The sequence below is a fragment of the Streptomyces sp. NPDC000880 genome, from assembly GCF_053599675.1.
This window is the reverse complement of the sequence record NZ_JBSFMS010000014.1, coordinates 79,026-91,630: the sequence shown is the minus strand read 5'-3', so window position 1 is coordinate 91,630 and position 12,605 is coordinate 79,026. Positions and strand designations below refer to the sequence as shown.

The 12,605-nt window shown below is 69.9% G+C and carries 9 protein-coding genes; 7 read left to right on the top strand and 2 right to left on the bottom strand.

The annotated features are described in order from the left end of the window. Positions 1-550: 550 nt before the first annotated feature. From ACWDO5_RS07475 to ACWDO5_RS07460, 4 genes are all read left to right on the top strand, one after another. The gene (locus tag ACWDO5_RS07475; RefSeq protein WP_450529211.1) at positions 551-1,540 is read left to right on the top strand and encodes a helix-turn-helix domain-containing protein; all 990 of its coding nucleotides are present in this window, start codon (positions 551-553) and stop codon (positions 1,538-1,540) included. Between the two features lie 26 nt (positions 1,541-1,566). Further along, positions 1,567-2,049: a DUF456 domain-containing protein gene (locus ACWDO5_RS07470; RefSeq protein WP_450529209.1), complete on the top strand. Its 483-nt coding sequence runs from the start codon at positions 1,567-1,569 to the stop codon at positions 2,047-2,049. A gap of 167 nt (positions 2,050-2,216) precedes the next feature. Next, entirely contained in the window at positions 2,217-4,571 is a 2,355-nt protein-coding gene (locus tag ACWDO5_RS07465) for a glycosyl hydrolase family 95 catalytic domain-containing protein (protein WP_450529207.1), read from the top strand. A gap of 83 nt (positions 4,572-4,654) precedes the next feature. Continuing rightward, on the top strand, positions 4,655-5,023 hold the full coding sequence (locus tag ACWDO5_RS07460; protein WP_450529206.1) for a PPOX class F420-dependent oxidoreductase: 369 nt from the start codon (positions 4,655-4,657) through the stop codon (positions 5,021-5,023). Positions 5,024-5,306: 283 nt separating this feature from the next. Here the strand turns inward: ACWDO5_RS07460 and ACWDO5_RS07455 are convergent, their stop codons facing one another. Continuing rightward, complete coding sequence (locus tag ACWDO5_RS07455) at positions 5,307-5,957, bottom strand: TMEM175 family protein (protein ID WP_450529205.1); 651 nt, start codon at positions 5,955-5,957, stop codon at positions 5,307-5,309. A 256-nt stretch (positions 5,958-6,213) separates the two neighbouring features. Then, a complete protein-coding gene (rsgA, locus tag ACWDO5_RS07450; protein WP_450529204.1) occupies positions 6,214-7,365 on the bottom strand; it encodes a ribosome small subunit-dependent GTPase A in 1,152 nt (383 codons plus the stop codon). A 116-nt stretch (positions 7,366-7,481) separates the two neighbouring features. Between rsgA and ACWDO5_RS07445 the strand changes: the two genes are divergently transcribed. The 3 genes from ACWDO5_RS07445 to ACWDO5_RS07435 all read left to right on the top strand — a co-directional run bounded on the left by ACWDO5_RS07445 (position 7,482) and on the right by ACWDO5_RS07435 (position 12,567). Continuing rightward, complete coding sequence (locus ACWDO5_RS07445) at positions 7,482-9,638, top strand: hypothetical protein (RefSeq protein ID WP_450529203.1); 2,157 nt, start codon at positions 7,482-7,484, stop codon at positions 9,636-9,638. A 245-nt stretch (positions 9,639-9,883) separates the two neighbouring features. Then, positions 9,884-10,507, top strand: coding sequence for an MEDS domain-containing protein (locus ACWDO5_RS07440; protein WP_450529201.1), 624 nt, complete (start codon positions 9,884-9,886; stop codon positions 10,505-10,507). Between the two features lie 92 nt (positions 10,508-10,599). Beyond that, a complete protein-coding gene (locus ACWDO5_RS07435) occupies positions 10,600-12,567 on the top strand; it encodes an ATP-binding SpoIIE family protein phosphatase (protein ID WP_450529199.1) in 1,968 nt (655 codons plus the stop codon). The last annotated feature ends 38 nt before the right edge of the window (positions 12,568-12,605 follow it).

Sequence of the window (12,605 nt, the reverse complement as noted above, 5' to 3'; positions counted from 1 at the left end):
CCCACGACGGCGGGTTTGGCGAGATCACGGACACGGCGCACAATCAGCCGGGCCGTGACCCGCTCGCTCTTTTTGCGGCTGGCGAACGCGGTGTACCGCACCCGCCACGGAGTCGAATCGGTCGTCCAGCGTGTCGCCCCCGGTCGCCGCGGGACCGGTGTCCGGGGCGGACTCGTCGTACAGCCGGTTCCACCAGTCGTCCTCGGTGGCGGGCCTCTCCCCCTGCTGACTCATGCCCTTATTGTCCACCGAGCGGGCCATACGAAAACGGGGCATCCCGAAAAAACACAGTACGACAAGTGGTCGGCGCACGGCGTACGCGTTGGCCATGGGCTGACCCGGATTTGCCGTTGGCGTCCGCCAGTTCGGCCTTCAGTCCGTCAGTTCGGCCTTCAGAGTGACGGGGTGGTCCCCGCGCCGCGCCGCGGGGGCGCTGTCGGGCGCATCGCTCTCCCCACCCGCAGGCAGGGATGATGCACGCGGCAGGAATACGCCGTGGCTGGTTTCCGCCACGGCGGCGGGGGAAGTGCACGTCCGGGGAGGAGTCTGGGTGCTGGGAGCGATTGGTCTCGACGAGAGACAGGAGTCGGCGTACCGCGCGCTGGTCGCGCTCGGGGCGGCGGAGGTCACCGATCTCGCCCACCGTCTCGCTCTACCGGAGACGGACACCGAGCGCGCGCTGCGCCGGCTGGAACTGCGGGGGCTGGCGGCGCAGTCGTCGGCCCGCACCGGCCGCTGGGTGGCCGCCCCGCCCGGCGTCGCGCTCGGCGCGCTGCTGACCCGGCAACGGCACGAGCTGGACCAGGCGGAGCTGGCGGCGGCGCTACTCGCCGAGGAGTACCGCGCTGAGGCCACCGAGCCCGCCGTGCACGATCTGGTCGAGGTGGTGACGGGCGCGAGCGCCGTCGCGCACCGTTTCGTACAACTCCAACTGGGCGCGACCGAGGAGGTCTGCGCCCTGGCCACCGGCAATCCGATCGCCATCACCGGCACGGACAACGAGGCGGAGGAGAAGGCGGCGCCTCGCGGGGTGACGTACCGCGTGGTCATCGAGCGGGCGGTGCTTTCGGCGCCCGCGGGCATCACCGAGCTGACCGCGGCGCTGGGCCGGGAGGAGCGGGTACGGGTGGTGGACCGGGTGCCGACCGAGCTGGTCGTCGCCGACCGCACCCTGGCGATGGTTCTGCTGACGGGGCGTGGAGCCGAGCCCGCGGCGCTCGTCGTCCATACGAGCGGGCTGCTGGAGTCGCTGATGGGCCTGTTCGAGGCGGTGTGGCGGGAGGCGCTGCCGCTGCGGCTGGACGCGGGCGGCGGGGTTTCGGAGGAGGCCGCGGCGGGGCCCGACGCCACGGATCTGGAGGTCCTTTCGCTGCTGCTCGCCGGGATGACGGACGCGAGCGTGGCCAAGCAGCTGGACCTGGGGCTGCGGACCGTACAGCGCCGTGTGAAGGGCCTGATGGAACTGACCGGCGTGACGACCCGGCTGCAGCTCGGCTGGCATGCGTACGCGAAGGGCTGGGTGGCTCGCGACCTGCGGTAGTGATCCCGGTCCTGCACCCTTGGCAGATGGGCGTGTGGCAGCTCCTGATGGTCGGCCTGGTGATGCTGCTGGGCCTGTTCGGGGTACTCGTCCCCGGTGTGCCGGGACGCTGGCTGATATGGGCCGCAGTCCTGTGGTGGGCGATGCACGTGAAGTCCGGTCCGGCCTGGGCGCTGCTGGTGGCCTCGACGGTGGTACTGCTGATCGACCAGGTCGTGGTGTGGCAGCTGCCGCCGCGCCGGCCGCGGAGGGTGGGAGTGACCCGGCGCATGGTGGTGTGGGCGGGCGCGGGGGCGCTCGTCGGTTTCATCCTGGTGCCCGTCGTGGGCGCGATACCGGGATTCATCGGGGGGATCTACGGCTCCGAGCGGCAGCGGCTCGGCGAGCACGGCCCGGCGGTGGCCTCCACCCGGGCGGTGATGCGGGCGGTGGGGACGAGTGTGCTGGTGGAGCTGTTCGCCTGTCTGCTGGTCGTGGGAGCGTGGCTGGGCGCGGTGATCTGGGGCTGACGGCCGAGCCCCCTCCCGTATACCGATGTGCTGAGCACCGTCCAGATAGAGAGATACACATCGGATCTCTCCCGCTGTATTGACTGCATCCTGCCGTTTGCCTACCTTCCGTCGGGGGATAGCTCGGATGAATTGACACGTCTGCGTACGAGCCGCCAGGAGGCGACATGGCCACTGCACCAGAACCGTCCAGGGCCCCGTCCAGGAGAACCGTCCTTGCCACGGGCACGGCGATCGGCGGAGCGCTGGCGGTGGGCGCCGCCGGTGCGATCCCCGCACAGGCCGCGCCCTCGTCCACACTCGTCGGGGCAGCCTCGCTCACCGCGCCGGAGGACTCCTGGCGCACGGTTCTCGACGACGCCGACCTCGTCTGGCAGGAGATGCCGAAGACGTGGTACGAGGGCCCGTATCTCGGCAATGGCTACCTCGGCTCCGGCATCTACGCCGAGCCCGGGGGCAAGAACGCCGTCCGCTTCAATGTCCAGCACTCCGAAGTACAGGACCACCGCCCAGAGTTCGGCTCCCTCTTCGGCCTCGCCCGGCTGCCCATCGGCCACTTCACTCTGGAGCCCGTCGGCACCATCGCCGGTCTCGACTGGCGGCTGCGGCTGCGCGACGCCGAACTGACCGGCACCATCACCACCACGGCGGGCACCCTGCGCCTGCGCGCCTTCGTGCACACCACAACGTCCGTACTCGCCATCGAGATCACCCCGAGCGAGGGCGAGAAGGACTTCCGCTGGGTCTTCCACCCGGCCGATGCCATCAGCCCGCGCGCCGCCGGCCGTCCGCTGCCCGACGGGTACGCCGGCAACCCGCCGGCCGTCATCGAGCAGCACGGCGAACTGACGGCCGCCGTCCAGCCGTTGCTCGCGGGCGGCCAGCATGTCACCGCCTGGCGGGAGCGGACCTGGGGGCATAAGCGGACGCTGTACGTCTCCGTCGCGCACTCCTTCCCGAAGACGACCGCCCGCGACCGGGCGCTGCATACGGTGCGGGGCGCGTCCTCGGTTCCGTACGACGTACTCGCCCTCCCCCACCGCACCTGGTGGGAGCGCTTCTACCGCAAGAGCTTCCTGTCACTGCCCGACGCGCGGCTGCAGCGGTTCTACTGGATCCAGCTGTACAAGACGGCCGCGGCCGCCCGTCGCGACGCCCCCGTCATGGCGACCTGCGGCCCCTGGCTGGAGCCCACCCCCTGGCCCAACACCTGGTGGAACCTCAACGTCCAGCTGGAGTACTGGCTGATCCATGGATCGAACCATCTCGAACTCGACGCCGTCACGCGGGCGCTGGGCGAATTCCGGGCGCAGCTGACGGCCGAGGTCGCCGCCCCCTACCGCGGCGACTCCGCGGGCATCCCCCGGACCACCGACACCCGCCTGGTCAACGGCGGCGCCACCCCGCCCGGCAACGGCTACGGCGTCGGCATCCCGGGCCAGAACCCGCCCACACCCGAAGTCGGCAACCTGACCTGGGCGCTGCACAACGTCTGGCTGACCTACCGCCACACCATGGACGCCTCGCTGCTGCGCGACACCCTCTTCCCCTTGCTGCGCAAGGCGATCAACTACTACCTGCACTTCCTCGAAGCCGGCCCGGACGGCAAGCTGCATCTGCCGCCGACGTTCTCACCGGAGTACGGAGTGGACGCCCCGGACTGCAACTACGATCTGATGCTGCTGCGCTGGGGCTGCCGCACGCTCATCGACTCGGCCGCCGAACTGGGCATCTCCGACCCGCTGCGGGCACGCTGGCAGGAGGTCCTGGCCAAGCTCGTCCCGTATCCGGTGGACGAGAACGGCTACATGATCGGCGCCGGGGTCCCCTTCGCGAAGTCGCACCGCCACTACTCGCATCTCCTCGCGGTCTACCCGCTGTACGAGATCACCGGCCGCACTCCGCAGGAGCGCGCCCTGATCGAGAAGTCGCTCAGCCACTGGGTCAGCTTCGAAGGGGCGCTGCAGGGCTATACGTTCACGGGCGCGGCGTCCATGTCCGCGCTTCTGGGCAAGGGCGAGGACGCACTGAAGTATCTGGGCGAGCTGATGACCCGCTTCATTCAGGCCAACACCATGTACAAGGAGTCGGGCCCGGTCATCGAGACCCCGCTCTCGGCGGCGCAGTCGGTGCACGACATGGTGTGCCAGTCGTGGGGCGGGGTGATCCGGGTCTTCCCGGCGCTGCCGGCGGCGTGGCGGGAACTGGTCGTGCACGACTTCCGTACGCAAGGGGCGTTCCTGCTCAGCGCGGTACGGGAGGAGGGCAGGACCCGCTGGGTCCGGGTCACGAGCGAGGCGGGTGCGCCGTGCGTCGTACGGCACGGCATTGAGGGCGAGATCGAGGTCCGCGACGGGCGAGGCGGGCGGCTGCGATGGGAGGATGCGGACGAGGGCGCGATCAGCATCCGCCTGCGGAAGGGCGAATCGGCGCTGATCACGGCGCGGGGTGACCGTCCGGACCTCCGGATCCGCCCGGTGAAGCCGAACGCGCCGGCCGCGGCGTGGGGTCTCCCGGCCTGACCGGCGTGAAACCGGGTCAGGTCCCAGCGCCTAAGGTCCCGTATCCGATGCGAGAGACGAGGTACGCGTGTGAGGCTGCGTTCATGACCGAATTCAGCGAAGCCGAGCGCGCGTACCTCTCGACCCAGCGACTGGGCCGGTTGGCGACCGTCGACCCGAAGGGCCAGCCGCAGGCGAACCCGGTCGGCTTTTTCCCGCAGGACGACGGGACGATCCTGATCGGCGGCTATGCCCTGGGCACCACGAAGAAGTGGCGCAACCTGCAGGCGAACCCGAAGGTGGCGCTGGTTGTCGACGACATCGTGAGCATCCGCCCGTGGAAGGTACGCGGAGTGGACATCCGGGGCGAGGCGGAACTCCTCACGGGCCCACACGAGTTGGGCCCGCACTTCAGCGAGGAGCTGATCCGGATCCACCCGCTGAAGATTCACAGCTGGGGCCTGGAGGAGTAGGGGGCTGTTCCCACCCCGCCCCTTTCCGTAACTGGGAAAGCGATTCCCAATGCTGTTTGTCAACGTCCTCGAATGGCTGCGGGTGGCATGATCGCTTCATGACTGCTGTCCTGCCGCGGACGATCCGGGCCGCATGAACCGGGCGATCTCCCAGCGGGAGTGGACCAAGCGGACGTATTGATGCGCCCGACGCGGACGAGCCGGGTGCCTCAACCGCGCGGAGGCAGGTGTGTTCCCTCGACCCGCCGGGCGCGTCCCACGACCACCGGCTGAAGGACGAGTCCTACTGGGCGCCGAACTGCTGGGCGGCCGTGCGCAGGCGCTTGCCCCGCCTGCCCGTCACCGACTTGACCGGAATCAGCACCGCCCACCACAGCTTCGCGCCGGTCGGGGAGACGAAGGCGAGCGGCACGGCGACGGCGAAGACCAGCACTGTCGACGCCAGATCGGCCACATCGTTGCGCGCGACGGGATCGGGGATCGCCGCGCTACCCAGCCACGGGCGCTTCCACAGTGCGACCGCCAGCGCGAGTTGTGTGGCACCCATGGCCGCGACGGCGCCGGAGTAGACGGCCACCGACTGCGGCTGATCCCCGTACTCGGCCAGCAGGGTGGTAGGGAAGGGCATCAGGGCGATCAGCCCCAGGCTCAGCAGGCCGAGCCTGATGACCGTCCCATCCACCGCCCGCGTGTACCGGAAGATCTGGTGGTGGCCCCGCCAGAACGCCGCGATGACCAGAAAGCTGAGGGCGTACGCCCACACGTTGGGCATCACATCCCCCAGCGCGTGCTCGAAACCGGCGGGGTCCAGCCCGGCGGGCAGCGTGATGTCCAGCGCCAGCAGCGTCATCGCGATGGCGAACACGCCGTCCGACAGCGCGAGGAGTCGGGTCGCGCTCCCCTCGTCGTCCCGCACCCGCTGGTGGCCGTTCACACCCCCTACCCTAGGGTCAAATACCACGGAACACCCCGATTGATCTCTTGAACGCGTTGAGCCTCCGGCCGGACTTCGTAGCCTGGTCGACGGCGTAGAGGTTCCGCGGCATCGAGGCACTGTCACCGGATGTCTGTGATCAACGCTGAGCCGACTCTGCGTGAGGGGCCACCGCGGCCGCACGCGGACCGCGTCCTTCGGTGGCGCCCAAGCACCGCGTGACCCCTGGGGACAGGGACGCTTCGGAGCCCGAATTTCAGCGCACGCGGCCGCGCTTCGCCTGCATCGCCGCGCGACCCTCCGCGCCCTTCTTCTTCCAGTCGCGCAGGATCTCGGCCCGCAGCCTCGCGTCCGTCTTCGCGACGATGCGCTGGTTCTCCCGCAGCAGCTTGCGGTAGCTCTCCAGCCGCCGCTCCGGCAGCGAACCGTCCTCGATCGCGGCGAGCACCGCGCACCCCGGCTCCACATCGTGCGCGCAGTCGTGGAAGCGGCACCCCTCGGCGAGCTCCTCGATCTCCGAGAAGACCTGGCCCACACCGGCCTGCGCGTCCCACAGCCCGACCCCCCGCAGCCCCGGGGTGTCGATGAGCACGCCCCCGCCGGGCAGCGCGAGGAGGTTGCGGGTCGTGGTGGTGTGCCGGCCCTTGCCGTCGACGTCGCGGGTGGCCTGAACATCCATCACGTCCTCGCCGAGCAGCGCGTTGGCGAGCGTCGACTTGCCCGCACCGGACACCCCGAGCAGCACGCTCGTGCCGCCCGACACGACTGCCGCGAGCACCTCGACGCCCTCACCGGTCGCCGAACTGACAGGCAGCACCTGCACTCCCGGCGCCGCCGTCTCCACGTCCTGGACGAGGCACGAAAGCCCGGTCACATCCGGTACGAGGTCCGCCTTGGTGAGGACGACCAGCGGCTGCGCCCCGCTCTCCCAGGAGAGTGCCGAATTGTGCAGCAGCGCATCACCACTGGAGCTGGACATCGCAAGCGCGAGGAACCGCTCGATCCGCCCGAGGTCCAGTTCAACCGCGAGCGACACACAGATGACGACGTGATCGATGTTAGTGGCCAGCACCTGACCCTCGGAACGCTTCGAGGAGGTCGAGCGCACGAAGGCGGTACGGCGAGGCAGCAGGGTCCGCACGTACAGAGGGTCGCCGACAGCATCGACGGCGACCCAGTCTCCGGTGCACACGACCTTCATCGGATCGCGCGGGACAACGAATTCAGTATCGGCCCGCACGGTGCCGTCCGGGGTGACGACATCGCACTGGCCGCGGTCGACCCGTACGACACGGCCGGGCACCAGCCCCTGCTCGGCGTACGTGACGAACTCGGCCTCCCAGCCCTCATCCCAGCCGTACCGGGCGAGAGGGTGCGGAGAAGGAACCTGAAAAGAAGAGAAAGACAAGGGGGAACCCTTCGAAGGGCGGCCCCGGCAGCGCGTTGAGCGCGCAGACGTCGAGTGGCTGTCAGCCGGAGACCACAGGGGTGCGGATGAAGTCCTGAGAGCGGGCAGTGCCCTGCATGACGGCAATCATCGAAATCCACCTCCTGCTTTCTTCGTCTGTGCGTCAGTGCCAGCTTGCGATCCAGAGCGTACGGGAGGGGGTGCCGCAACGCCACGCCTTTTCGCGGCACCCGCCCGGTCAGCTGCTCCGCACCCACGAGATGAACCACGCCATCAACGCGGTACCCGGCGCGGTGGCCGCGCCACGCAACACAAACCTGCCGAACGACGACCAGAAAGCGCGGACCAGGCCCCGCACGGACGGGCAGCCGGTGGCGGTTCCAGCCGGAGGGCCTCGGCTAGGGCTCTCGGCGACCTCACGGGAGAGGGCCAAGGCCGCTGCCGGCTTCTTCGCCGGTCCCTGGCCGACGTCCCCCGATCAGGAGCTGTTCCGCTGGTGGCGGCGTTCCGGTGTTCCCGCCGCCGCTTGGCCGGTGTTCTCCCAATTCCGGTCCGCTTGGCGGGAGTTCCATGACCCGGAGCTCCCCGAAGGGGACCGGCGCGATGAGCCGTCCGGCGCCGAGACACACCAGGACCACGAGGCGTTCTGGGCTGGGCTGGGCGAGCGCCCTCTCTCGGCCGACGCCGAGGAGACCGCCGACCACGCGCTCGCCCACCTCGCCCACCACTACGGCGTGTCCCCCACCGCGCCCGCCTGGACGGCGGCGACGGCAAGCCTGCGCCGCCACCTGATCGGCAGCGTGCGCCGTACCCAACAGGCCGCCCCGGTCTGGCTGTTGCGCCTGTCGCCACCTGTACTCCTGCGCGAGTGCCTTTTCACCGGCGGTCGCCGCGACGACGACGTGCTCCGGGAGTTCCTCGCCTCGTCTCCCCGGCCGGCCGCTGCCGTGCGCGAACTGGCCGACGATCCGGACCAGTTCGCCGCGGACACGGAACAACGTCTCGCCTCCTGCATCCGGCAGCGGGACGCCGTCGTCCTGGCGGTGTCCGAGGACGCGCACAGGACGGCGACACAGCCCGTGAGCCGGGCCGCGCTCGCCCAGGACATCGCCTCCGCCCTCGAAAGAATGCGCGCGGAGTTCCAGTTCGAGGTCGAGCTGAACCCTCGGGACCAGGTCAGCCGGCAGGCCGGGATCGCCCACCTCGGGAAGAACCTGGAGGTGGCCGCACAGCTGGACTCGGCCCTGCGGGACTATCACGACGCGGCCCGCAACGTGGTCCACCCGCACATGAGCGACCGCTGTGTCATCGCCCTGACCGGCCCGTCACCGGTGGCCGCAGCCATAGGGCTGGACGCCGCCCCCGGGCCGCCGAAGGCCGCGCAGGAGCTGCACGACTCCTTCGCGGAGATGCGGGACGCCACCCACGAGGCGCTGTCCGGGCACGAGCGGGCACAGCGCGAGGGTGAGCGCTGGGCCCCGGACACCCGCTTCGCGGACGTGCTGACCGCCGTGCTGCCCGAGCCCCGGGCCGCCGACGTCCTGGCGCCGTTCCCGGGCGCCACCCCCGCGGAGAAGGCGAGCCGCGCGGTGCGGGACCGGCGCGTGGCCGAACTGCTCGACGCCCTCAGCCGCCGGGAACTGGCCGCGCTTCTGGAACACGCCCGGCCGGCCGACGCAATGCGCCCCCGGCTCCGGCCCGGGGAGAGTGCGACACCGGCCGAGGTGCTGGCCCTGTTCGGGCTGCGGGTCCCTCCGCGCGTGTTCATCTCCTACGCCCACGAGGACGACGGCGGTGTCCACATCGGGCGGGTGCGCACGCTGTGGCGGCTGCTGCTCAGGCTGGGCATCGACGCGCGGCTGGACCTGCCGGCGGGCGAGGAGCCTCAGGACTGGGCCCTGTGGACGCACGAGCAGTACCGGTCCGCGGACTACGTCCTGGTCGTCGCGTCGCCCGCCTACAAGCGCCGTGCCGAGGGCACCGAAGCGCCCGGTACCGGAGGGGGCGTGATCTGGGAGGCGCGGCTCATCCGGAGCGAGATCTATGCGCGCCCCGACGACTGGTACCGCCGCATCCTCAGGGTCGTACTACCGGGCGGTTCCCTCGACGACCTGCCGGACTATCTCGGCGGCCGCACCACCACCTACTACACGGTCGACCCGCTCACCGCTCCGGGCGCCGAAAAGCTGGTGCGCTACCTCACGGGCCAGCCGTACGAGACCGGCGCCCCGATCGGCGTCGTCCCGCTGCTGCCGCCCCGCACTCCGGAGTGACGGCAACGCCTGACATGCTCGACGCCGCTGTTCACGCGGCGGCCCGACCGTGTGCTTCGGGTCCACCGCCGATGCTTGCTCGGCATGCCCGCGGAATAGCTGAAACTGCTGCTCCGGCACACGGAGGAGCAGGACCGCGAGCGATGGCTGAGCTGGCCCTTCGCCGATAACAGGATCGCGGACTCCACAGAGGTCGGGGCAGCTCACCCCGCACTATGCTGGCTGTGAGAGAGGAAGCGATACGGATGGTACTCGACTCCATAACCGTGGGGCCTTCCGGTATCAAGGTGGCCCCAGGTGATCACGTGTGTGTCTTCTATCCGAGCCTGGCGGACCGCGACGAGATCCTGATCCCTTACCTGCGGGAAGGTCTGCAGGCTGGCCAGAAGTGCATCTGCATCGTGGATGCCACTGACCCTGAGGCGGTACTCGCCACCCTTGGCGCCGAGGCCGATCTCGCATCGGCCTCGGATCAACGACAGCTGGAAGTGCACCGCTCGCAGGACACCTATCTGCGCGATGGTGCCTTTTCCACCGAGAGAATGCTGGAGTTCTGGAAGCACAGCAGCGACGCATCCCGCCAGCACGGGTTCGGCTTCACCCGTGCGATCGGAGAGACGACCTGGGCGCTGAGCTATATGCCCCACATCGAGGAGCTGGCGAGGTACGAGGCGAGGCTGAACCAGTTCTTGCCAGGCTATCCGCAGGTAACCCTCTGCATGTACGAGCTCGACCGGTTCAGCGGCGCGTTCCTGGTGGACGTGCTCAAGACCCATCCCAAGATCCTCATGGGAGGCATGGTGCTCGACAACCCCTACTACCTCGACCCCGACGAGTTCCTCGCCCTCAGGCAGTCGTCCAGGCATTGATGTCGACCGCTCCCGCCGATCGCACAGCCGGGGATGCAGAACTCCGCGATCAGCTGTCGAACCTGCAGGGTCTGCTCATGCTCTCGATGGTGATGACCGAGAGCGAAAGCGAGGCTAAGATCCTCGACCTTGCGGCTACTACGGTTTCGTCTTTCAGCCGGTGCCGCACGGTGGGCGTGTACCTCGGCGCGGACGGGTGGCAAGCCGACGTTACGCATCTGTCCTCGGAAGGTGTGGGGGTCGATATCGAGGCACAGCTCAGCGCTCTTGGTCCCAGTGGCGGGGCGGTCGCGATCCCGAACCAGGCGTGGGGCTGGGCCCTGCCGCTGCGCGGCCTTCAGGAGCACATCGGTTACTGCGTGGTGTCGGCGGCCGAGGTGCCCTCCCCGGCCACGCAGTTTCTGCTGCGCGTGTTCGCCCAGCAGACCGGGGTGGCGCTGGCCAACGCCCGGCTGCACACGAGAGAGCGGGCGACTGCCGAGAAGCTGCGCGGCACGAATGCCGCGCTGGCCGAGGCAGTGGGAGCCCTGGAGCACACCATCCAGATCCACGACCGGTTGACTCGGGTCGCGGTGGCGGGGGAGGGGCAGGAAGGGATCGCTCGTGCCGTGCACGAGCTCACCGGGTACCCGGTCGCGATTGAGGACCGCCACGGGAACCTGCGGGTGTGGGCAGGCCCGGACCGCCCCGACCCATATCCGAGGGAACCGCGGAATCGGCGTGATCAGATGCTGCGCCGCGCTCTTCGTGAAGGGCGGCCGATCCGGGAGGGCGGCCGGCTTGTGGCCGTTGCCAGCCCCGGTGCTGACGTACTTGGTGTGCTGGCCCTGGTGGACCCTTCCGGGAGGGCCCGGGAGCGGGAGCAGATCGCGCTCGAGCACGGTGCCACCGTCCTCGCCATGGAACTCGCCCAGCACACAGCATCCCTCGCGTTGCAGCGCAGCCTTCTCCCACGTGAGCTGACCGGGGGGACCGCCCTGGCGGTGGCATCGTCCTACCTCCCGGCGGGCGCTCCGAGCGGTGTGGGCGGTGACTGGTTCGACGTCATCCCCCTCTCGGGGGCCCGGGTCGCCTTGGTCGTCGGCGATGTGGTCGGCCGCGGGATCAATGCGGCAGCCACCATGGGGCGGCTTCGTACGGCCGTGCGCACGCTCGCCGACCTCGATTTGCCGCCCGACGAGCTGCTGGCCCATCTGGACGACGGGGTCATCAGCCTCGTGGAGGAGGAAGGCGGCGACGGTGAGCAGGCCGAGGCCGCCGCGGCCATGGGAGCCAGGTGCTTGTACGCCGTCTACGACCCGGTCACCCAGCGGTGCACGATGGCTCGTGCCGGCCACCTGCCGCCTGCCCTCGTCTGGCCGGACGGCACCGTCACCTTCCCCGAGCTGCCGACCGGACTACCACTCGGGCTCGGGACCCTGCCCTATGAATCCGCCGAATTCGAACTGCCCGAGGGCACTCTGATCGCCCTGTACACCGATGGCCTCCTCGGGCCCTGCGGTCAGGACATCGACGCGGCGGTCTCCCGGCTGGGAGAGGCCCTCGCCCGGCCCGGCCCGACACTGGATGCGGTCTGCGGTGGCGCAGTCCGGGCCATGCTGACCAGCCCGCCGTCCGACGATGTGGTCTTGCTCCTCGCCCGCACTCATGTCCTCGGCCGGGACCAGGTCGCCTCCTGGGACCTGGCCGCCGACCCCGCAGTCGTCGCGAGCGCCCGGAACCTGGTCAGCGCGCAGCTCACGGCTTGGGGCCTGGACGACCTGGGGTTCACCACCGAACTCATCATCAGCGAACTGGTTACCAATGCCATCCGCTACGGTATGGAGCCCATCCGCCTACGCCTGATCCGGCATGACGTCCTGATCTGCGAGGTCTCGGACGGCAGCAGCACCTCACCTCGCCTGCGGCACGCCCGCACCACCGACGAAGGTGGCCGCGGCCTGTTTCTCGTCGCGCAGCTCACTCGGCGCTGGGGTACCCGCTACACCACGACCGGCAAGATCATCTGGACCGAACAGAACCTTCGGTCAGCGGGATCGGCACCAGGTGGGTCCCTGTGACCGCCCGTCGACCTGCCGAGCAAGCGTCGGCGCGAGAC